Origin of the sequence: Bittarella massiliensis (ex Durand et al. 2017) (assembly GCF_009876955.1) — a bacterium.
Taxonomy (GTDB): domain Bacteria; phylum Bacillota; class Clostridia; order Oscillospirales; family Ruminococcaceae; genus Bittarella; species Bittarella massiliensis.
In genome coordinates this window covers 18407-40420 of sequence record NZ_WWVY01000009.1, presented here as the reverse complement: position 1 = coordinate 40420, position 22014 = coordinate 18407, and the positions used below count along the sequence as shown (strand labels likewise).

The following is a 22014-nucleotide window of genomic DNA, read 5'->3' as shown; positions in this document are numbered from 1 at the left end:
TGCGCGCCGGGCACTCTCTCTTTTGTACTCCCCCTTTTTAATCGAGGGCCGCCAGGGCCTGGCCGATGTCGGCATCGATACAGATGGCCCGCCCCGCCAGCTCCCGCGGGGCGGAGGCCTCTCCCAGGTTGATGCAGCAGTAGGTGGCCCTGGGGTTTTCGGCGCTCATCTGCCAGAAGGGGTACTTGATGATGACCGGGGTGTTGCCCCCCACCCCCAGCGCCAAAAAGAGGAGGCGTCGGCCCCGGTGACCCTCCAAAAAGGCCCGGTAGCGCAGGGCCGCCTCATGCCAGCCCTCGTCCTCCACAAAGCGGCCGTCACAGCGCAGGTTCATGGCCATGGGCGCCCCACAGACCGGGCAGCGGGGCACCAGTTCACCGGGGACCCGCTGATCCTTTTGGCGCCGGACCATCTGCCGCACCACCTCCTCGTTGTCGTAGGTGCGGTCGTGACAGGGGCGGGAACACTGCCAGAGGCCGTAATCCCCCTGGGTGTAGAAAAGCCGCCTCTTGTCAAAGCCCGCCAGTTGAAACTGGTGGTCCACATTGGTGGTGAGGACAAAGTAGTCCCTCCCCGCCAGCAGCCGCAGCAAGTCGAGATAGGGTCCGCCCGGCGGCTGGTCGTAGCGGTTGAGGAGGATGTGGCGGCTCCACCAGGCCCAGTACTCCTCCAAGCTGCCGTAGGGGTAGAAGCCGCCGGAGTACATGTCCCCGATGCCGTACCGGGCCTTGAAGTCGGCAAAGTTCTTCTCGAACCGCTCCCCCGTGTAGGTCAGCCCGGCCGAGGTGGAGAGCCCGGCCCCGGCCCCCACCACCACCGCGTCGGCCGCCGCCAGGGCCTGCCGCAGCCGTTCAACCTCTGCCCAGCAGCAGCCGGTAGAGGGCGAGGTCCCTCTCTGTAAAGACATTGAACACCACCTCCAGTGGTCGCTTTGACAGGGCCCGGTGGGCCCGCACGGTTTTGACGGCGATCTCGGCCGCCGCCTCGGCGGGGAAGTGAAATTCCCCGGTGGAGATACAGCAAAAGGCCAGGGAGCGCAGCCCCCGCTCCTCCGCCAGCGCCAGGCAGGCGCGGTAGCAGTCGGCCAGTTGACGGCGGTGCCCCTCGGTCAGGGGGCCGGCCACGTAGGGGCCCACCGTGTGGAGGACGTACCGGCAGGGTAGGTTGAAGCCGGGGGTGATTTTGGCCCGGCCCACCGGCTCCTCCTCCCCCTGGCGGGCCATCAGCTCGGCGCAGGCCAGGCGCAGCTGCACCCCGGCGTAGGTATGGATGGCGTTGTCGATGCAGCCGTGGCAGGGGCAGAAGCAGCCCAGCAGTTGGCTGTTGGCGGCGTTGACGATGCCGTCGATGCGCAGGGCGGTGATGTCCCCCCGCCAGAGGGCGATGCCCCCCTCCACCGGGGCGAGGTCCGCCCAGTCGACGATCCCCTTGCGGGCGGTCTCCTCCTGCAAGTAGGCGTCCTGCACCTGTAAAAACGCCTCGCTGACCGGTTTGGGCTGGCGGATGTTGAAAAGGCTGCGCAGCAGCCGCCACTGTTCCCCCGGCGAGGAGGGGATCGTCCCCCCTTCCTCCTGCCGCTCTGCCAAAAGGGCCTGCAGCAGGTAGACCCTGCGCTCGTCCTGATCCATCGCTCCTGCTCCTCTCTTTATATCTGTCAAAGGGGACGGCAACGCCCCCGGCCGGTTTTGCCCTGCCGGGGGAATTGGCCCCTGCCGTTCAATTCGGTTGGTTTACCGCCCCCACCGGGCAGGCGTCCGCGCAGTTGCCGCAGTGGATGCAGTGGGCCGGGTCGATGGTGCGGGGGCTCTCCCCGCTGATGCAGCCGGTGGGGCAGACCTCCCGGCAGGCCTGGCAGCCGATGCAGCGGGCCGGGTCGATTTGGTAGGCCGCCGCCCGGCCCTCCTCCCCGCCAAAGGAGAAGGTCTGGCGAAAGGGCGGCAGCTGGGAGAGGTCGAAATACTCCCCCTCCCCCCGGTAGAGGCAGAACACCTCCAGCGCCCGGCGGCTGGCCTCGGTGGGGTAGATTTCCCGCATGTAGGGGTTTTTCTCGAGGATCTCCTCCAGCCGCTGCCGGCCGAGGGGCTTCACCCAGCCCCGCACCGAGACGGCCACGGTGGAGAGGGTGTCCTCCCCCTTCATCCCGCCGAGGGCCAGATAGCGCCGGGCCATCAGCCGCCGGTAAAAGGCCTTGCCCCGGGCGGTGAGGAAGTAGAGGCCCCCCTCGTCGGCGAGCATCATGTCGATGGCGCAGGTGTGGGGCAGCCCCTGCTCATCCACCGTGGCCGCCACGGTGGAGTGGATCTCCTCCACCAGGTAGGTCAAACACTGCTGTGCGTTCACCGCGTCCCCTCCCCCTTAAAGGGTGTACTCCCGGGGCGGGTTGCCGGAAAAGTCGGCCAGGACCGCCTTGGCCCCCTCCAGGTAGAAGACCACAAAGATCGGGTTGTCGGCGCTCTGGTACTGGCCCTTAACGATGGGGTTTTCCATGCACCCCTCCTTCGCCGCCCGGTCGTCGGCAAAGACGGCCTTGCCGCTCAGGCGGATCCAGGCGTAGGCGGGGCTGGAGGTGGAGACCTCCACATAGGGGTTCTCCTGCAGGTCCTTGTAGACCTCCTTGGTGTTGTTGGTGCAAAACCAGAGTTTGCCCTCTCTCTCAAAACAAAACATGAACGGCCGGCATTTGGGCTTGCCGTCCCGCCCCACGGTCGCCAGGTACTGCACCGGGTTCTCCTGCAAAAATGTGACCACTTCGTTCATCATAAGGCACCTCCTGTGTCGCTCAGGGGGAGGAGTTGACTTTTCCCTCCCACGACCCTATACTAGTCCCACAGGCGCTTTTCGTAAAGTACGCACTATAAAGTGGTGTAGTTACCAAATGGAAACCATTGTGTGATCGTGCGGTTTGTGGGGAACTTCCTTTTCCCCCCCGCGCGCAGAAAAAGGAGGAAACGAGATGGAAAAACAGCTGCCCGCCTGCCCGGTGGAGACCACCCTCACCCTCATCGGCGACAAGTGGAAGGTGCTGATCCTGCGGGACCTGCTCTCCGGCACCAAGCGCTTTGGCGAGCTCAAGCGCTCCATCGGCAGCGTCTCGCAGAAGGTGCTCACCGCCCAGCTGCGGGCCATGGAGGCCAGCGGCCTGGTGAGTCGCAAGGTCTACCCCGAGGTGCCGCCCCGGGTGGAGTACACCCTCACCGAGACCGGGTACAGCCTCCGCCCCATCCTCGACGCCATGTGGGACTGGGGCGAACAGTACAAGGCCCAAAACACCCCCTCCGCCTAGGAAAAAAGAAAAGAGGGCGGGCTGCCAGCTCTGCGCCGGCGGCCCGCCCTCTCCCTTTATCTCTCCCCCCGCCGCCCCCATCTCAGGGCAACGGGGCGGGCAATCAGTACAGGGGACGCCCCTCCCCCGCCCGGCAGAGGGCCTCGACATCGCCGCTGCGGATGGCGGGCAGCAGCGCCTCGATGGCCGGGCGCGGCAGGTCCCACCAGCGGGCCGCCAGCAGCCGCTGCACCGTCTCCTCGTCAAATCGGCGCTTGATGGGTTTCGCCGGCACGCCCCCCACCACGGTGTAGGGCGGCACGTCCTTGGTCACCACCGCCCGCGCCCCGACGATGGCCCCGTCGCCGATGTGGACGCCCGAGAGGACGACGGCCTCGTAGCCGATCCAGACGTCGTTTCCGACGACGATGTCCCCCCGGTTGTCCCAGGCGGTGGCGACCTCGGCCACCGGCAGCCCCCACTCCTCGTAAAAGAGGGGGAAGGGGTAGGTCGAGAGGGAGCGCTGGGTGTGGTTGGCACTGGTAAAGAGGAACTTGGCCCCACAGGCAATCGAGCAGAAGCTGCCGATGATCAGCCTGTCGCCGTTGACGGGGTAGTGGTAGAGCACATTGTTCTTGGCAAAGTCCACCGGGTCGTTGACAAAATCGTTGTACATGGTGTAGGCCCCCACCTGAATGCGGGGCCCCTCGGTGACCGCGTCCAGATAGACCGTCTGGCGGTCCCCGGTGCGCGGGTAGATGGTTTTGGCCGGAATAGGCATAACTGAAAAACCTCCTTGTAAGCGGTGTTTTAGTTCGGTGCTATCCCGGCGGCGGCAATGCAGCGCTTCACCTGATCCCCTTCTCTCTGTCTCTGCGGGCCGGGCGGCCCGCCTTCCCCTCTATCCTACCCCACAAAAGAGCCGTTGTCCACACCCGGGCGGTGGGAAAGGCAGAGGAACATCCTCCCCAGCCGCACAAAAAAGGGGCGTCCCCCGGCGCGGCCTCTCGCCGCGCCGCAGGGCGCCCACTGTATTTTGAAAGCGTTCTTCGCCGTCGGCCCATCAGCCCAGGGTCAACTGGCTGGCCAGGTCCTCCGCGGCGATTTTGGCCCCCATGGAGGGGATGGTCTTGGTGCGGTAGCGGTGCTCGTCGGCCAGCTCGGCCTCCCGCAGGGGGCGCACGCTCTGCAGCACCGCCTTTTTGGTCAGCTTGATGCCCGCCACCCCCTGGGTGTTCTTGGTCTGCTTGGGGGCGATGAGGGCCGAATTGACGATGAGCATCCGGTCCAGCGAGGTGCGCAGCAGATACTCCTTGTCCTCGGGGGCGTAGTCGATGGCCACCAGGGGGGACTTGTCGCTGTACGCGCCCACCAGCTTTTTGCGGTTGGTCTTGGTCTGGTAGGCCGAGAGGCCCACCTTGGCCACCTTGCCGTTTTCAAAGAAGAAGAGCATATACCCCTCAAAGGTCTTGGTGGCCACCATGTAGAGGCACTTCTCCCCCGGCTCCATCTCCAGCTTGGCGGGGATGAAGTCGCCGATGAGGCTGGCCTTGGTGTCGGCAAAGTCGGCACAGCGGGCCTTGTAGACCTGCTGGCGGTCGGTGAAGAAGAGCAGCTCGCAGTCGTTGTTGGCGTCCATCTCCTGGGCGATGAAGTCCCCCTCCTTGAGCTTGTGCACCTGGCTCATCCGCCAGGACTGGGGGGTGATCTTCTTGAAGTAGCCCTCGGCGGTGAAGAACAGCCGCACCTCGTAGCTCTGCACCTGCTCCTCCTCCGGCTCGTAGACGTGCTCGTCCACATAGCTGATTTCGGTGCGGCGGTCCTGGCCGTACTTGGCCATCACCTCTTTGAGCTCGCCGATGATGATTTTGTCCAGCTTCTTCTGACTGCCGAGGATCTCCTCCATCTCGGCGATCTCCGCCTTCAGGGTCTCGATCTCGCCGGTGCGGGCGAGGATGTACTCCCGGTTGAGGTGGCGCAGCTTGATTTCGGCCACGTAGTCGGCCTGGATCTTGTCGATGCCAAAGCCGATCATCAGGTTGGGGACGACCTCCTGCTCCTCCCTGGTCTCCCGCACGATGCGGATGGCCTTGTCGATGTCCAGCAGGATCTTTTCGAGCCCCAGCAGCAGGTGCAGCCGGGCCTTTTTCTTCTCCAAATCGAAATAGACCCGGCGGCGGACGCACTCCCGGCGAAAGGCCGTCCACTCCTGTAGCAGCTCCCGCACCCCCATCACCCGGGGCGACCCGGCGATGAGGACGTTGAAGTTGCAGGAGAAGTTGTCCTGCAGGGGGGTCATCCGGTAGAGTTTGGCCATCAGCTTGTCCGGCTCCACCCGGCGCTTTAGGTCGATGGCGATCTTGAGCCCGCCCAGGTCGGTCTCGTCGCGGATGTCGTTGACCTCCCGCAGCTTGCCCTGTTTGGAGAGGTCGATGATCTTGTCGATGATGGCCTCCACCGTGGTGGTGGGGGGGATCTCGGTGATCTCCAGGCAGTTTTCCTTCTCGTCATAGCGGTACTTGGCGCGGATTTTAAAGCTGCCCCGCCCGGTGTCGATGACCTTGCGAAGCTCTGCCTCGTCGTAGAGGTAGATGCCCCCCACCGGGAAGTCGGGGGCCTTGATGGTCTCGCTGATGTCGCAGTCCGGGTCCTTGAGGATGCCGATGGTGGCCTCGCAGACCTCCCGCAGGTTGAAGGAGCAGATGGCGCTGGCCATCCCCACGGCGATGCCCAGGTTGGCGTTGACCAAGATGGTGGGGAAGGTGGCCGGCAGCAGGGTGGGCTCCTTCATGGTGTTGTCGTAGTTGTCGACAAAGTCCACCGTGTCCTTGTCGATGTCGCGAAAGAGCTCCTCGGCGATGGCGTCCAGCTTGGCCTCGGTGTACCGGGAGGCGGCGTAGGCCATGTCCCGGGAATAGGCCTTGCCGAAGTTGCCCTTGGAGTCCACGTAGGGGTGCAGCAGGGTCTGGTTGCCCTTGGAGAGGCGGACCATGGTCTCGTAGATGGCGGCGTCCCCGTGGGGATTGAGCTTCATGGTCTCGCCCACGATGCGGGCTGACTTGCTGCGCCCGCCCTTGAGCAGCCCCATCTTGTACATGGTGTAGAGGATCTTGCGGTGGGCGGGCTTGAAGCCGTCGATTTCGGGGATGGCCCGGGAGACGATGACGCTCATGGCGTAGGGCATGTAGTTTTCCTGCAGGGTGTTGGTGATGGGCTGTTCCACCACGATCCCCGCCCCGGCGATCTCGGCGTTGGGGATGGCCCGCTTCTGCCGCGGGGCCTCTTTTTTCTTTTTGGGTGCCATATCATTTCCCTCTCAAAAGCGTTTTCCTGGGGCGCGTCTGGATCAGGACACGTCCAGCATGTCCAGGTAGTCCTGTCCGCGCTCGGCGATAAACTCCTTGCGGCCGGCCAGGTTGTCCCCCAGCAGGATGTCGAACATGGTGGCGGTCTCCTCCACCGAGTCGGGGGTGACCTTGATCAGCCGCCGGCTCTCGGGGTTCATGGTGGTCATCCACATCATGTCCGGGTCGTTTTCGCCCAGCCCCTTGGAGCGCTGGATGGTGTATTTCTGGCTGCCGATCTCCCGCAACATGTCGGCCTTTTCGCTCTCGTTGTAGGCAAAGTAGACCTTGTCCTTGGTGGTGATCTCATAGAGGGGCGACTCGGCGATAAAGACGTACCCCTCCCTTATGAGGGTGGGGGTCAGCCGGTAGAGCATGGTGAGGATCAGGGTGCGGATCTGAAAGCCGTCCACGTCGGCATCGGTGCAGATGATGACCTTGTTCCACTTGAGCTGGTCCAGGTTGAAGCTTAGGAGGTCCTTGTTGGCCTTGCTCTTGACCTCGACCCCGCAGCCCAGCACCTTGATCAGGTCGGTGATGATCTCGCTTTTAAAAATCTTGTCGTACTCGGCCTTGAGGCAGTTGAGGATCTTCCCCCGCACCGGGATGATGGCCTGAAACTCGGCGTCCCGCGAGAGCTTGCAGGCCCCCAGGGCCGAATCGCCCTCCACGATGTAGACCTCCCGCCGGGAGACGTCTTTGGTGCGGCAGTCCACAAACTTCTGCACCCGGTTTGCCATGTCGATGGTGGCGGTGAGGGTCTTTTTCAGGTTTTTGCGGGTGTTCTCCGCCTTCTCCCGGCTGCGCTTGTTGATGAGCACCTGGTCGGCGATCTTCCCCGCCTCCTCCGGCTTCTCGATGAAGTAGACCTCCAGCGAGCGCTTGAGAAAGTCGGTCATGGCCTGGGCGATAAAGGCGTTGGTGATGGACTTTTTGGTCTGGTTTTCATAGGAGGTCTGGGTCGAAAAGGAGGAGGAGACCAGCACCAGCGCGTCGGCCACATCCTGGTAGGTGATCTTGCTCTCCCCCTTGAGATACTTGGCGTTTTGCTTCAAGTAGGCGTCGATCTGGTAGACAAAGGCCGTCTTCACCGCCCGCTCGGGGGAACCGCCGTGCTCCAGGAAGCTGGAGTTGTGGTAGTACTCCACCACCTGCCGCCGGTTGGAGAAGCAGCAGGCCACCGACAGTTTGACCTTGTAGTCCTGCTTGTCGGCCCGGTCCCGGCCGGCCGTCTCGGTCTGCCAGTACTGGACAGCGGTGAGGGTGTCCTCCCCCGCCAGCTCCTGCACATAGTCCTTGATGCCGTTTTCGTACCGGTAGGTGAACTCCTCAAAGCCGCCGTCCCCCTCTGCCCGCAGCAGAAAGAGGACCCCCGGGTTGACCACCGCCTGGCGCTTGATGGTCTCCTGGTAGTACTCCAGTGGGATGTCGATGGCGGTGAAGACGTCCAGATCGGGCCGCCAGCGGATGCGGGTGCCGGTCTTTTTGCGGGTGGTGGGCTCCTTTTGCAGCTCCCCCACCGGCTCGCCCTTTTGAAAGTGCATCTCGTAGCGGAAACCGCCCTGGTAGATCTCCACGTCCATGTACTCGCTGGCGTACTGGGTGGCGCAGAGCCCCAGGCCGTTGAGACCCAGGGAGTACTCGTAGTTGTCCCCGCCCTGGCCATACTTGCCGCCGGCGTAGAGCTCGCAGAACACCAGTTCCCAGTTGTACTTTTTCTCCCGGGTGTTGTAGTCCACCGGGATGCCCCGGCCAAAGTCCTCCACCTCGATGGAGTTGTCCCGGTACTTGGTGACCACGATCTTGTCGCCAAAGCCCTCGCGGGCCTCGTCGATGGAGTTGGAGAGGATCTCAAAGACCGAGTGCTCGCAGCCCTCCAGCCCGTCTGAACCAAAAATAACACCGGGGCGCTTGCGGACCCGGTCAGCCCCCTTCAGGGCGGTGATGCTTTCGTTGCCGTACTGCTTGGCTTTCGCTGTCATATCTGCTCTACATCCTTTTTCTCTGTCGGTGCGGCGTCGGATAACGGGAGCGGCGCCCGGCGGACCCCTTAGAATCAGGGGGCGGCGGGCGCACTTCCCAACTTTATTAGAGTATCTCAAAACAGGGCGGACTGTCAAGGGCCGACAGCCGTCTTTGGTGATTCTGCGCCCTTTTTGCCCACTTATGCGCCCGCCCCGGGGCGCGCACAAAAGGGGCGCGGGGGGCCGGCCCACTGTGCAGCCGGTCCCCCGCGCCATCTATTTTTCTGCCGGCGGGCAAAAGGGAGCTATCCCCAGACCCCGCCGGGCAGCTTTCGGCGCAACAGCGCCGCAATTTCCTGCGCCTGTTCCAGGGGCAGGCCGCGGCGGTCCACCGCCAGGTGCCGCGTTCCGTCGCTCAGGTAGATGACGCCGCCCTGTTCGCGGGCACGCACCACCTCGGCGTATACAAGGCGCCATTCCCGCCCACCGGCGGTACAAATCATCTGCCGCCGCCCCAGCATCAGGTGCTGGCGGCCCAGCAGAGGGCCGTTTTTCCGGCAGTAGAGCTGGGGCAGCAACCCCTCCCAGAAGAGGGCGAGGGCCAACACGGTAAGCCCCAGCAAGAAGAAGGCGGCCTGCAGGAAGAGCCCGCCCCACACCGAGGAGAGGGCCGGGGCAAGGGCGGCGGCAAAAAAGAGGAGGGCGGTGGCAAGCAGGGCGGCGCGGGTGGCGCGCTGTACCCCGCGCCCGGGGGCCAGCGCCGCGCCCATGGCCTGCAGCCCCTCTCTCGTCACATAGCTGTCGATTTCGTAATAGCAGTCCATCGTGCCACCTCCCTGTGTTGATAGGATACCCAGCTTTTATGAAAAAACGGTGACGGGGCGGTGAGATTTGGGTAAAAAATGGGCGTCAAAGAGGAGGGCAAAAACCGCACCGGCCGCCAAGCAGATGCCCCCCTACGAGCGGGCGCAAAAAGGCGGCGGCCGGTAGTTCGGCAGCCGCCTATCTCTGTTTGGTAAAAAGTGCTATGCTTGGGGGCCGCTCTTGTCCTCTTCTCCGCCCTCGCCCGCATCGGGCTGGGCCGGAGGAGCGGGGGGCGTCGGCAGACCGCCGTTCCCCTCGGGCAGGACCGGGGGTTCGCCCGCCGGAGCCGAGAGGGCCGGAGCCGCCTCTTCCCCTTCCAGCAGCGGGGTCTCCATCAATTTGATGAAGGTCTCGCCGTCGACCTTTTCGTATTCCAGCAAAACCTTGGCCACGGTGTGCAGGGCGTCGGTGTGCTCCTCCAAAATGGTCTTGGCCTGGCTGTACGCCCTGTCGATGATGGCCCGCATCTCCTTGTCGATCTTGGAGGCCACCTCTTCGGAGTAGTTGCGCGCCTGGTTGAGGTCGCGCCCCAAGAACACCTCCTGCTGGTCGGTGCCGTAGACCAGGGGGCCCAGCTCCTTGGAGAAGCCGTAGCGGGTGACCATCGCCCGGGCGATGTTGGTGGCCCGCTCGATGTCGTTGGAGGCGCCGGTGGAGATGTCGTCGAGCATCAGCGACTCGGCCACCCGGCCGCCCAGCAGGGTGACGATGTCCTCAAACATCTGGGAGCGGGTGCGGTAGTTGCGGTCCTCCTTCGGCAGGCTCATGGTGTAGCCGCCCGCCTGGCCCCGGGGGACGATGGAGATCTGGTGGACCGGGTCCTGGGACTTACAGTAGTAGGTGACGATGGCGTGGCCCGCCTCGTGGTAGGCCGTCAGGCGGCGCTCCTTGTCGGAGACCACCCGGCTCTTCTTCTCGGGGCCGGCCACCACCTTGATGGTGGCTTCCTGAATGTCGGCCTCGGTGATGGCCTTGCGGTTTTTGCGGGCCGCCAGCAGGGCCGCCTCGTTGAGGAGGTTGGCCAGGTCGGCGCCGGTGAAGCCGTTTGTTGTCTTGGCGATGACGCCCAGATCCACGTCGGGGCCCAGGGGTTTGTTGCGGGCGTGGACCTGCAAGATCTCCTCCCGCCCCTTGATGTCGGGGTAGCCCACATAGACCTCGCGGTCAAAGCGGCCGGGCCGCAGCAGGGCGGGGTCGAGGACGTCGCGGCGGTTGGTGGCGGCGATGACAATGACCCCTTCGTTGGCGCCAAAGCCGTCCAGTTCCACCAGCAGCTGGTTGAGGGTCTGCTCCCGCTCGTCGTTGCCGCCGCCCAGGCCGGCGCCGCGCTGGCGGCCGACCGCGTCGATCTCGTCGATGAAGATGATGCTGGGGGCGCTCTTCTTGGCCTGGTCAAAGAGGTCGCGCACGCGGGAAGCGCCCACGCCGACAAACATCTCCACAAAGTCGGAGCCGGAGATGGAGTAGAAGGGGACTTTGGCCTCCCCCGCCACCGCCTTGGCCAGCAGGGTCTTGCCGGTGCCCGGAGGGCCGATGAGCAGCACCCCTTTGGGGATGCGGGCGCCCAGGGCGGAGAACTGGCCGGGGTTTTTGAGGAACTCCACCACCTCGCGCAGCTCTTCCTTCTCCTCGTCGGCGCCCGCCACATCCTGGAAGGTGACCCGGCCCGGGCCCTCTCCCTGCTGGGGTTTGACCTTGGCCTTGCCGAAGGAGTTCATCTTGCCGCCGCTGCCCGCAGACTGGCGGAACATGAAAAACCACAGCAGCGCCATCCCGCCGATGAGCAGCACGTAGGGGATCATGGCCGCCCACCAGGGGGCCTCCACCGGCGGGGTGTAGTCGTACTCAATGGGGGCGTCGGGGTGCTTCTCGTTGTACTCGAGCACGCCGGGCTCCACATGGTCCACAAACATCTTGACATTGGGCACGTTGTAGGTGACGGTCTCCTCCTGGCCCCGCAGCTTGGCCTTGAGTTCCCCGCTGCCGAAATCCAGGGTGAACTTCTCCACCTTCTGGTCGTCAAAATACCCGATGACTTCTTGGTAGGTCCTGGTCTCGCCCGTCTTGAGGTTGAGCAGGACGAAGGCGCAGACCACCAGCCCCAACAGGATGAGTACATAGATTCCTGTGCCGGAGCCTTTCCCTCTCTTTTTTGTCAACGGCTTAGCCTCCTAACTGACTGCTTTTGCTATTTCGTGTAAACTTCTGGTTTGAGAACGCCGATATAGGGGAGGTTGCGGTACTTCTCGTCGTAGTCCAGCCCGTAGCCGATGACGAATTCGTCGGGGACGGTAAAGCCCACATAGGCGGGGGCCACCGACACCTGGCGGCGCTCGGGCTTGTCGAGCAGGGTGCAGATCTTTACCGAACTGGGCTCCCTGGCCTCCAACATCTCCATGATGTAGCTGAGGGTCATGCCCGAGTCGAGGATGTCCTCGACGATCAGCAGGTCATAGCCCTTGAGGTCGATGTCCAGGTCCTTGATGATCTTGACCACGCCGGAGGTCTTGACCCCTGCGCCGTAGCTTGAAACCGCCATGAAGTCGATGGACAGGGGCAGGTCGATGGCCCGCATCAAGTCCGCCATAAAGGCAATCGAGCCCTTGAGCACGCTCACCAGCAGCAGGTTCTTGCCCTGGTAGTCCCGGGTGATCTGCTCGCCCAGCTCCCGCACCCGCTCCTTGAGTTCCTCTTCGCCGATCAGGGTCTTCAGCACGTCGTCTTTCATCATTTTATACGTCCTCCCCGCAGTACAGTACCGCTATCCTCTCGGTTTTTCCGGTCACGGCGACCCGGGCCGCCACGTCCACGCCGGGGATGCAGACCACCCCTTCGCCGTCGGCGACCACCGGGACCCGCCCCCGCTCTTCGGGGGGGATGCCCAGCTCGCAAAACAGCTTTTTCAGCGTTTTGGTGACGCCCCGCCGGGAGAGGGAGATGCTGTCCCCTTCCCGGCGGCCGCGCGCAACAAGTGTAGTCTTTAGTTTATCATAGTCCATACAATTTATTAAGTGGTTTTTGTGAACTTTTTCTAGAATTGCGCCATTTTCCGCTGTTGTGACACAGAGGGTGAGGGTTTTGCCAAAAATACTGGCGCTTTTGCCCACCGCCAGCTCGCAGGGCGCCGCCGGCGGCGGGGGGACGGTCCGCTCCCGGCAGACGAGAAGCCCCTCCTGGCGGCGCAGGTAGCGCCCGGCGGCCAGCTCCCGCTCCCCCTCTTCCCCGGCGGCCAACCGCGCCACCGCCTCGGCGGCCAGGGCGGTGGCGGGCAGGGCGCAGTCGGGCAAAAAGAGCCGGGCCACCCGCCCCTGCAACGCCGGGTGGAGGGCCGCAAAGGCGGCGGCGTTCAGGCGGGGGAACACCCCGCCGCCGGGGCCCTTGCAATCAGCGTATGCCTCGGCGGCCCGAAGATTGAGAAAATCCCGGTCCTGGGCCAGGTAGCCGGCGGTGGCGGCCACCGTTTTTTCCAGGCTGGGGTTGAGCTGCCGCAGGTCGGGCAACACCTGCAGCCGGATGCGGTTGCGGGCATAGGTCTCGTCCCCGTTGGTGGAGTCCACCACAAAGGGGAGCCCCTCCTCCCGGCAGTAGTCCTCCACCTCGGCCCGGGTGCAGCCCAGCAGGGGGCGGATAAAGGGGCCCCGCACCGGAGGGATGCCACAGAGCCCGTCGAGCCCGGCGCGGCGGGTGAGGCGAAAGAGGACGGTCTCCACCTGGTCGGTGAGCTGGTGGGCGGTGGCGATCTTCGCCCCCTCTCGCTCGGCCAGCTCGCCGAAGAGGCGGTAGCGGATCTCCCGCCCGGCCAACTCCTCTGAGATGCCCCGGGACCGGGCGGCGGCCCGCACGTCCTCGGAAAAGGCGTACAGGGGCACCCCCCACTCGGCGCAGAGGGCGCGGACAAAGGCCTCGTCCCGTCCGGCCTCGTCCCCCCGCAGCCGGTGGTTGAGATGGCAGGCCGAGAGCCGGGCCCCCAGCTCCTCCCCGCTTGCCAACAGGGCGTGGAGGAGGGCCACCGAGTCCGGCCCGCCCGAGAGGGCCACGATCACCCGCTCGCCGGGGGAAAACATCCGGTGCCTCCGCACCGCGGCGCAGACGGCCGCCCGCAGCCCCTCCCCCTCTGGGTTACGGGGCATCGCGGTAGGTTTCCAGCGAGGCGAAGCGGGTGTAGGAGCCGTCCCAGCTCAGCTTCACCGTGTCCACCTCGCCGTGGCGGTTTTTGGCCACGATGCACTCGGCGATGTTCACGTCCTCGGTGTCCCGGTTGTAGTACTCGTCCCGGTAGAGGAACATGACGATGTCGGCGTCCTGTTCGATGGAGCCGGACTCGCGCAGGTCGGAGAGCATCGGCCGCTTGTCGGGGCGGCTCTCGGGCCCGCGGGAGAGCTGGGAGAGGGTGATGATGGGCACGTCCAACTCCTTGGCCATGATCTTCAGGCTCCGGGTGATTTCGGACACCTCCGCCACCCGGCTCTCGATGCGGCGGCCGGAGGTCATCAGCTGCAGGTAGTCGATGACCACCAGCCCCAGGTTCTTGATCCGCCGCAGCCGGGCCTTCATCTCGGGGACGGTGATGCCCGAGGAGTCGTCGATGTAGATCTCCTTTTGGGAGAGGTGCTCGGCCACCGCCACCAGGTTGGCCCACTCCTGCCCGGTCAGGTCGCCGGTGCGAAAGGCCGAGTTGGAGATGGACGCCTCGCTGGAGAGGACGCGGGAGACCAGCTGCTCCTTGCTCATCTCCAGCGAGAAGATGACCACCGCCTTGTCGCTGCGGTTGGCCACGTTGGTGGCGATGTTGAGGGCGAAGCTGGTCTTGCCCATGGCCGGGCGGGCCGCCAGCAGGATCAGGTCGGACTTGTTGAGGCCGAAAATCAGGCTGTCCACCGCCGAAAAGCCGGTGGAGAGGCCGGTGAAGGCCTGCTTGTCGTCGCCGGAAATCTGCTGCAGGCTGTCGAAGGTGTCGATGATGATGCCGTCGATGCGCTGGGGCCCCTGGGTGGTGCGCCCCTGGCGGATGTCGAAGATCTTCTGCTCGGCGATGTCCAGCAGCATCTTGGCGTCCTGCTCCCCCTCGGAGGTGGTGTCGATGATGTCCCGGGCGGTGTAGAGGAGGGTGCGCAGGTAGTACTTCTCCTCGATGATGCGGGCGTAGGTCTCCATGTTGGAGAGGGAGGGCACCATCTGGGCGATGTTGGTCAGGTAGATCTTGGCCTGGTCTTTGGTCTCAAAAATCTGCCGGTCACAGACCTCGTTGAGCAGGGTGACAAAGTCAATGGGCTCGCCGGCGGTGAACATCCGGATGATGCAGGCGTAGATCTCCCGGTGTTGGGGGTTGTAAAAGTGTTCGGGCTTCAGCCTTTCCAACACGGTGGAGAGGCAGTTGGGGTCGATGAGGATGCCGCCCAGCACCGACTGTTCGGCTTCCAGGTTGTAGGGCATATTCAGGCCGTACACGTCCCCGGTTGGTTGCAGCGGTTCCACCGCAGTCCCTCCTTCTTGGGCGGGCGCCCCTCGGGGCCCGCCTCGACTTCTCACTTACACGGCGAAAGGGGACGCGGGCGGGCCGGTTTTCCCGGCCCGCCGTCGTCCCCCTGCGGCGCTGTTACAGCTCGACTACCGAAACCTTGATCTCCGCCTCGATGGAGTGGGCGAATTTCACCTGGGCGCTGTAGCTGCCAAAGGCCTTGATGGCCGTGTCCAGCTTGATCTTGCGCTTGTCCACCGCCACGCCGTAGGCGTCCTGCACGGCCTGGGCGATCTCCTTGCCGGTGACCGAGCCGAAGAGCTTGCCCTCTTTGCCGGCCTTGGCCTTGACGGTGACGGTCTTGCCGTCTATCTTGGCGGCCTCCTCCTTGCAGCGGGCGATGTCCTCCTGGGTGTGGTGCTCGGCGGCGGCCTGCTTGTTTTTCAGGTCGTTGATGGCCTGGGCGTCGGCCTCGATGGCCAGCCCTTTGGGGAGCAAAAAGTTGCGGGCGTACCCGTCGGAAACTTTATGTAACTCTCCCTTTTTTCCCGTTCCCTTCACGTCCTGTTTCAAAATGACCTGCATGGCAGTTCTCTCCCTTCTCTCCCCCGCTCGCGGGGGCCTTTTCATCTGGTGGTATCTATTGAATGTGGTTTTGCTCGTAGTAGAGGTCGATGGATTTTTCCAGCATCTTCACCGCGGTGTCCAGGCTGGTCTCCCGCAGCTGGGCGCCGGCCATGGTGTGGTGGCCGCCGCCGCCCAAACTCTCCAAAATCAACTGGACGTTGAGCTGCCCCAGGGAGCGCGCCGAGATGTTCACCTGGCTGCCCTGGGAGAAGAGGACGAAGGAGGCCCGCACGTCGGAGATCTCCAGCAGCTCGTCCGCCGCCTGGGCAGACACCACCCGGATGTCGGGGATGTCGTCGGGGGATTTGGCGATGGCGCAGCTCTTGTAGACGTGGGCCCCGGTGACGATGGCGGTGCGGTTTTGAAAGTCCTCCATGGTGGAGGAGAAGAGCCGCTTGACCTCCACCGTGTCGGCCCCCAGGGAGCGCAGATAGCCCGCCGCCTCAAAGGTTTTGACCCCGGTCTTGACGGCGAAGTTCTTGGTGTCCAAAACCAGCCCGGCCAGCAGGGCCTCGGCGAAGACGGCCTCCACCTCCTTCTCCCCGTCGCCCAGGTACTGCAGCAGCTCGGCCACCATTTCGGAGGCGGAGGAGGAGTAGGGCTCGTGGTAGAAGATGACGGCGTTTTCGATGTAGTCCACCCGCTTGCGGTGGTGGTCGATCACCACCACCGACTTGCACCGCTCCAGCAGTTCGGGCACCTCGACCATCGGCTTGGCGTGGGTGTCCATCACCACCACCAGGGTCTCGTCATCCACCAGGTCGCGGGCCGCGGCGGCGTCCACAAAGAGGGACTCAAACCCGGCGGCGCCGATCTGTTCGATGAGGGGGGCCGAGAGGGTGGTCTGCCGGTCGACGGCCACAAAGGCGTCGATCCCCAGCAGCCGCAGCCCCCGGCAGAGCCCGGCGGAGGAGCCCACGCTGTCCATGTCGGAGAAGCGGTGGCCCATGATGATGACCTGCCGGTGGATCTTGCAGAGTTCCAGCAGGGCGGAGGCGATGATCCGCGCCCGCACCTTGGTGCGCTTCTCCACCCCCTTGGAGACCCCTCCGTAGAAGTCGTAGCCGTTGACGGTCTTGACCGCCACCTGGTCGCCCCCCCGGCCCAGGGCCATGTCCAGGGCGTGGCGGGAGGTCTCCAGGTTGCCGGTGAGGTTGTCCGGCTGCATCCCCACCCCGATGGAGACGGTGATGGGCACCTTGCCGTCCACCGTGATCTTGCGCACGTCGTCGAGGATGGGGAAGCGCTCCTCAATGATCTTGTGCATGTAGCGGTACTCCACCACGGCGAAGAAACGGCGGTTGTTCATCTTGATGAGGATGCCGTTTTGCCGGCCCACAAACTCCTCCAAGCTCCGCTCCACCTCGCCGGTGACCCGGGCCTTCTCGCTCTCCTTGTAGGACTGGAGGATGTCGTCGTAGTTGTCCACCAGGATGCTGAAGATGCAGGGGCGGGATTGCAGGTACTCGATGGAGTCGCGCTTGAGCTTGGTGGTCTCGCAGAGGTAGACCACCGAGGTCTCCCGCCCCTCCCGCAGGGAGACGGCGGCAAAGGCCGAGAAGAACCGGTCGCCGATGCGCACCGGGCAGCCGGTGGGCTGCTTGGCCTTGGCCAGGTTGAAGCCGGAGATGAGCCGGGAGAGGCCGTCGCTGAAACAGTCCCCCTCCCCCTTGCCGAAGATGGCGGCAAAGAGGCCGTTGTGCCAGAGGATCTCCCCGTCCGCCGCGGTGACCGCCGTGGGCAGGGGGAAGGATTGGATGGCCGCCCCCCGCTCAAAGGTGATGTCGGAGGCCACCACGTCGATGACCTGAAAGGCCCGGCGGCGCAGCCCGGCGATCATCCACCAGGTGACGGCCACCACCCCGGCAGAGACCACACCCATGGCCGCGCAGAGCAGCGGGTGGACAAACCAGGCCAGCGCCGTCAGCAGCACACAGCAGCCGGCGATCACATAGAGGAGGGGGTAAAATCCCTTGTAGCTTTTTTTCACGCCTTCACCTTCCCAATGGCGCCGCCCCGCCGGGGGCGGCCAGATCGTTGCCTCAGACCTCCATGATGATGGGGAGGATCATGGGGCTGCGCTTGGTCTTTTGAAAGAGGAACATGGACAGGGCCTCGCGGATGTTCAGCTTGAGGTCGGCCCAGTCGTTGACCTCCCTCTCCAGGCACTTATCGAGGGTTTTGGCCACCACCGCCCGGGCCTCTTTGATGAGCTGTTCGCTCTCGCGCACATAGACAAAGCCGCGGGTGACGATGTCGGGGCCGGCGACCACTTCGCCGGTCTCGGAGTCGATGGTGATGACGATGGTCAGCAGCCCGTCCTCGCTCAGGCGCTTGCGGTCGCGCAGGACGATGCTGCCCACGTCGCCCACGCCCAGGCCGTCCACCATGACCTTGCCGGCGGTGACCAGCTCGTCTTTCTTGACGCCCCGGGGCCCGAACTCGACCACCCGGCCGTTTTCGCTGATGACGATGTTCTTTTCGGGGATGCCCAGAGAGCGGCCGAGGCCGGCGTTTTTGATGAGGTGGCGGTACTCGCCGTGCACCGGCATGAAGTACTGGGGCTTGGTCAGGGCGAGGATGGTCTTGAGCTCGCCCTGGCAGGCGTGGCCGGAGACGTGCACCTCGTACATGCTCTCGTAGATGACCTCGGCCCCCAGCTTGAAGAGGGCGTTGACCACGTTGCCCACATGCTTTTCATTGCCGGGGATGGGCCGGGCCGAGATGATGATGAAGTCGCGGCTGTTGACCGACAGCTGCCGGTGGGTGCCGTTTGCCATCCGCGAGAGGGCGGCCATGGGCTCGCCCTGGCTGCCGGTGGTGATGACCACCAGCTTCTCCGGCGGGTAGTCGCCGGCCTCGGCCAGTTCGATGAGCTGGCCCTTGGGCACCTTGAGGTAGCCCAGCTCGATGGCGCGGGCGGTGACGTTTTCCATGCTGCGGCCGCTGACGAGGACCTTGCGCCGGAACTTGTGGGCGGTGTCGATGATCTGCTGGATGCGGTGGATATTGGAGGCGAAGCTGGCGATGATGATCCGCCGGTTGCCCGCCTTGGCAAAGAGGTTTTCAAAGGAGCGGCCCACGCTGCGCTCAGAGGCGGTCATGCCGGGGCGCTCGGCGTTGGTGGAGTCCATCAGCAGCGCAGTGACCCCCTCCTTGCCCAGTTCGGCAAAGCGGGCCAGGTCGATCATCTCCCCGTCGATGGGGTCGTAGTCGATCTTGAAGTCGCCGGTGTGCACCAGCGTCCCCGCGGGGGTGTGGAAGGCCAGCGCCACCGCGCCGGGGATGGAGTGGTTGACCCGGATGAACTCGACTTGCATCCTGCCCAGCTGCACCCGGTCGCCGGCGGCCACCACGTTGAGCTTGCTCTTTTCCAGCAGGCGGTGCTCCTCCAGCTTGCCCTCCACCAGGCCCAGGGTGAGCCGGGTGCCGTAGAGGGGGACGCTGATCTCCTTCAACAGGTAGGGCAGGCCGCCGATGTGGTCCTCGTGCCCGTGGGTGAGGACCACGCCGCGGATCCGCTTTTTATTTTCGATCAAATAGGTGAAGTCGGGGATGACGATGTCCACCCCGGGCATGTCGCTGTCGGGGAAGGTGAGGCCGCAGTCGATGACCACGATGTCCTCGCCGTACTCGACGGCGGTGCAGTTTTTGCCCACCTCGTGCAGCCCTCCCAGGGGGACGATGCGCAGCGGCAGGGCGCCGCCCTTTTTGCCGGAAGCCGATTTTTTGCGGCCGCCGAAGGGGGTCTTTTTCTTCCCCTCGGCCTGGGGCTGCTCCTGGGGCGCGGCGGCCGGGGCCAGCGCGGCGCTCTGGGCGGCGGCTGCGGTCTTGGCCGCCTGGGCCGGGGTCGCCTTTTTGGGCTGGCGGCTGCGGCTCGAGGGCCGCCGCTGGCCGCCCTGGGCGGACTGTTTGGCCGCCGCGGCCTGCTTTTTCTGGGGGGCCTGTTTTTGGGCCGGCTGCTTGGCCGCGCCCGCCTGGGCCTGCTCCTGCGCCTTGGCCGCCTGGGCCGGGGTCGCCTTTTTGGCGGGGCGGCCCTGCCCCTGGCGGGGACGGCGGTTGCCGCCGCTGCGGCCGCTCTTTTTCTGCTGGGGCTGAGAAGCGCCCTGGGTCTTGTTCTTGTCGGTGGTTGATTCTGCCATTTGTTCCTCCTGTAACTGCGGGGCGGACCCTTTTGGGCACAGCCGCCGCAGGCGCCCCGCAGGGCGCCTCTTTATTTTCGTTGATTGGATTGTAGGATTTTCCGAATGCCCGGAAAGGGTGCGCGGCCGCCCGGCTCTGCCGACGCGCAGAGGGTCTGCGGCCACGCGCTGCGCCAAAGGGCGCAAGGAAAAACGTACAGATACAGATAAAATCATACTATCCGTTTTCCCCGCAAATGTCAAGGAAGGGGGAGCGTCTTCCCCGCCCTTCCGTCTTTTCCCAGTATGGGCCGATCGGGCGAGAAATATCTCCCTTTCGCCAAGGGGCGGCGCTTGTGCCGCCGCCCCTTTTTGGGTATACTGGAAAAAGCGCCGGGCCCCGCCGCAACGGGCGGGGGCCAGGCGGGAAAGGGAGGCAGAGAGATGCCGGCAAATCACGTGGAAATTTTTACCGACGGCGCCTGCAGCGGCAACCCCGGCCCCGGGGGCTGGGGCGCCATCCTCCGCTGCGGCGACGCGGTGCGGGAACTCTCCGGCGGGGAGGCGCAGACCACCAACAACCGCATGGAGCTCACCGCCGCCATCGAGGCCCTGGCCGCCCTCAAGCGCCCCTGCCGGGTGGAGCTCTACTCCGACTCCAAATACCTGGTGGACGGGGTGCAGAAGGGCTGGGCCGTGAGCTGGCGGAAAAATGGCTGGCGCAAGGGGAACAAGGAGCCCGCCCTCAACCCCGACCTCTGGGGGCGGCTGCTGGACCTGCTGGAAGTGCACCAGGTGACCCTGCACTGGGTCAAGGGCCACGCCGGCCACCCGGAAAATGAGCGCTGCGACGCCCTGGCGGTGGCCCAGCGCGACCGCTTCGGCGCCGCCGGGCGCTGAGGCGGCGAGGGCGGCCGGCTGTCGCCAATCGGCGCGGCGGGGAATACCCTTTGATGAGGGCCCGCTTTTGGGCTGGGGCCCCTTCCCCCCTCCGACGGCGGCCCCCTTTGAAAAAAGGCGGGCGGCCCCCTTGCAATTCATACTAAATTGGTGTATATTAGAGCCGACGGGTCCCCCAGCCGCGCCGGACGGCGCAGCCGGCCCCCATTTTACAGAGATATGAGGTGTGTTCCATGAGCAGATATATCTACGCGGACAACGCCGCCACCACCCCGGTGAGCGAGCCGGTGCTGGAGGCCATGCTCCCCTTTTTAAAGGAGGAGTACGGCAACCCCTCCAGCATCTACCAAAAGGGGCGGGCCGCCCTGGCGGCCATCGAGCACGCCCGGGTGCAGACGGCGAACGCCCTGGGCTGCGAGCCGGGGGAGATCTACTTCACCGGCTGCGGCTCGGAGGCGGACAACTGGGCCCTCAAGGCGGCCGTGATGGCCCTGGCCAAAAAGGGGAAGACCCACCTGATCACCACCGTGTTTGAGCACCACGCCATCCTCCACACCGCCCAGAAGCTGGAGCGGCTGGGCTGCCAGGTGACCTACCTGCCGGTGAGCCCCGAGGGGCTGGTGGACCCGGCCGACGTGGCCGCCGCCATCCGCCCCGAGACGGCCCTGGTCTCGGTGATGTACGCCAACAACGAAATCGGCACCATCCAGCCCATCGCCGAGATCGGCGCCATCTGCAGGGAGCGGGGGGTCTGGTTCCACACCGACGCGGTGCAGGCGGTGGGGAACGTGGAAATCGACGTGAAGGCCCAAAACATCGACATGCTCTCCCTCTCGGCCCACAAGTTCCACGGCCCCAAGGGGGTGGGCGCCCTCTACCTGCGGCGGGGGATCGCCCTCCCCAACCTGCTCGACGGCGGCGGCCAGGAGCGGGGCCACCGCGCCGGGACCGAGAACGTGGCCTCCATCGTGGGGCTGGGCCGGGCCATCGAGCTGGCCTGCGACCCGGCGGCCATCGCCCGCAAGCGGGAGCACCTGACCCCCCTGCGGGACCGCATCATCGCCGCGGCCCTCGAGCTGCCCCACACCCGCCTCAACGGCGACCCGGTGAAGCGGCTGCCCGGCACCATCAACCTCTCCTTCGAGGGGGTGGAGGGCGAGTCCCTGCTGCTGATGCTGGACTTGAACGGGATCGCGGCCTCCTCCGGCTCGGCCTGCACCTCCGGCTCCCTCGACCCCAGCCACGTGCTGCTGTCCCTGGGGCTGACCCACGACGTGGCCCACGGCTCCCTGCGCCTCTCCCTGGCCGAGGACATCACCGAGGAGGAGGCCGACTACATCATCGAGACCATCCCCACCGTGGTGGCGCGGCTGCGCGCCATGTCCCCCCTGTGGGAGAAGATCGTCAAGGCCGAGCAGTAGCGGCCCGGCCGGGCGCGGGCGGACCTTTCCCCCGAACGCGCCCCTCTCAACAC

General features: G+C 65.1%; 18 protein-coding genes. 3 read left to right on the top strand and 15 right to left on the bottom strand.

Annotation, left to right across the window (positions count from 1 at the left end; all coding sequences use genetic code 11):
* Nucleotides 1-37 precede the first annotated feature (37 nt).
* From GT748_RS10465 to GT748_RS10450, 4 genes are all read right to left on the bottom strand, one after another.
* Nucleotides 38-907 carry an SIR2 family NAD-dependent protein deacylase gene (locus GT748_RS10465; protein WP_044992737.1) on the bottom strand — a complete coding sequence of 290 codons (870 nt, stop codon included), beginning with the start codon at nt 905-907 and terminating at the stop codon, nt 38-40.
* Nucleotides 852-1628 carry a protein-ADP-ribose hydrolase gene (locus GT748_RS10460; protein WP_021659773.1) on the bottom strand — a complete coding sequence of 259 codons (777 nt, stop codon included), beginning with the start codon at nt 1626-1628 and terminating at the stop codon, nt 852-854. Before GT748_RS10460 ends, GT748_RS10465 begins: the two co-directional genes overlap by 56 nt.
* Before the next feature lie 88 nt (nt 1629-1716).
* The gene (locus GT748_RS10455) at nt 1717-2340 is read right to left on the bottom strand and encodes a 4Fe-4S binding protein (protein ID WP_021659772.1); all 624 of its coding nucleotides are present in this window, start codon (nt 2338-2340) and stop codon (nt 1717-1719) included.
* Between the two features lie 15 nt (nt 2341-2355).
* The gene (locus GT748_RS10450) at nt 2356-2757 is read right to left on the bottom strand and encodes a pyridoxamine 5'-phosphate oxidase family protein (protein WP_044992736.1); all 402 of its coding nucleotides are present in this window, start codon (nt 2755-2757) and stop codon (nt 2356-2358) included.
* A 196-nt stretch (nt 2758-2953) separates the two neighbouring features.
* Here GT748_RS10450 and GT748_RS10445 point away from each other — a divergent pair, with 196 nt between their 5' ends.
* Nucleotides 2954-3283, top strand: a complete 330-nt coding sequence (locus tag GT748_RS10445; RefSeq protein WP_021659770.1) for a winged helix-turn-helix transcriptional regulator — start codon at nt 2954-2956, stop codon at nt 3281-3283.
* Between the two features lie 103 nt (nt 3284-3386).
* Here GT748_RS10445 and GT748_RS10440 read toward each other — a convergent pair whose 3' ends face one another.
* The 11 genes from GT748_RS10440 to GT748_RS10390 form a co-directional block, all read right to left on the bottom strand.
* Nucleotides 3387-4043, bottom strand: a complete 657-nt coding sequence (locus GT748_RS10440) for a CatB-related O-acetyltransferase (protein ID WP_021659769.1) — start codon at nt 4041-4043, stop codon at nt 3387-3389.
* A 282-nt stretch (nt 4044-4325) separates the two neighbouring features.
* The gene (locus tag GT748_RS10435) at nt 4326-6566 is read right to left on the bottom strand and encodes a DNA gyrase/topoisomerase IV subunit A (RefSeq protein WP_021659767.1); all 2241 of its coding nucleotides are present in this window, start codon (nt 6564-6566) and stop codon (nt 4326-4328) included.
* Between the two features lie 42 nt (nt 6567-6608).
* Nucleotides 6609-8588, bottom strand: coding sequence for a DNA gyrase/topoisomerase IV subunit B (locus GT748_RS10430; protein ID WP_021659766.1), 1980 nt, complete (start codon nt 8586-8588; stop codon nt 6609-6611).
* A gap of 287 nt (nt 8589-8875) precedes the next feature.
* A complete protein-coding gene (locus GT748_RS10425) occupies nt 8876-9394 on the bottom strand; it encodes a hypothetical protein (RefSeq protein WP_073260884.1) in 519 nt (172 codons plus the stop codon).
* A 201-nt stretch (nt 9395-9595) separates the two neighbouring features.
* Nucleotides 9596-11593, bottom strand: a complete 1998-nt coding sequence (gene ftsH / locus GT748_RS10420) for an ATP-dependent zinc metalloprotease FtsH (RefSeq protein ID WP_021659764.1) — start codon at nt 11591-11593, stop codon at nt 9596-9598.
* Between the two features lie 29 nt (nt 11594-11622).
* Nucleotides 11623-12162, bottom strand: a complete 540-nt coding sequence (gene hpt / locus GT748_RS10415) for a hypoxanthine phosphoribosyltransferase (RefSeq protein ID WP_044992738.1) — start codon at nt 12160-12162, stop codon at nt 11623-11625.
* A gap of 4 nt (nt 12163-12166) precedes the next feature.
* On the bottom strand, nt 12167-13564 hold the full coding sequence (gene tilS, locus GT748_RS10410) for a tRNA lysidine(34) synthetase TilS (protein ID WP_161222341.1): 1398 nt from the start codon (nt 13562-13564) through the stop codon (nt 12167-12169).
* Nucleotides 13554-14909 (bottom strand): replicative DNA helicase, encoded by a 1356-nt coding sequence (gene dnaB, locus GT748_RS10405; RefSeq protein ID WP_021659429.1) that lies wholly within the window; start codon nt 14907-14909, stop codon nt 13554-13556. The genes tilS and dnaB overlap by 11 nt, the downstream gene beginning before the upstream one ends.
* A 121-nt stretch (nt 14910-15030) precedes the next feature.
* The gene (rplI, locus tag GT748_RS10400) at nt 15031-15477 is read right to left on the bottom strand and encodes a 50S ribosomal protein L9 (protein ID WP_021659427.1); all 447 of its coding nucleotides are present in this window, start codon (nt 15475-15477) and stop codon (nt 15031-15033) included.
* Nucleotides 15478-15532: 55 nt separating this feature from the next.
* Nucleotides 15533-17509 carry a DHH family phosphoesterase gene (locus GT748_RS16030; RefSeq protein ID WP_021659426.1) on the bottom strand — a complete coding sequence of 659 codons (1977 nt, stop codon included), beginning with the start codon at nt 17507-17509 and terminating at the stop codon, nt 15533-15535.
* 52 nt (nt 17510-17561) lie between these two features.
* Nucleotides 17562-19661 (bottom strand): ribonuclease J, encoded by a 2100-nt coding sequence (locus tag GT748_RS10390; protein ID WP_083546596.1) that lies wholly within the window; start codon nt 19659-19661, stop codon nt 17562-17564.
* A gap of 423 nt (nt 19662-20084) precedes the next feature.
* Between GT748_RS10390 and rnhA the strand changes: the two genes are divergently transcribed.
* Nucleotides 20085-20540: a ribonuclease HI gene (gene rnhA / locus GT748_RS10385; protein WP_044992965.1), complete on the top strand. Its 456-nt coding sequence runs from the start codon at nt 20085-20087 to the stop codon at nt 20538-20540.
* 233 nt (nt 20541-20773) lie between these two features.
* Complete coding sequence (nifS, locus tag GT748_RS10380; RefSeq protein WP_021660232.1) at nt 20774-21961, top strand: cysteine desulfurase NifS; 1188 nt, start codon at nt 20774-20776, stop codon at nt 21959-21961.
* Nucleotides 21962-22014 lie beyond the last annotated feature (53 nt).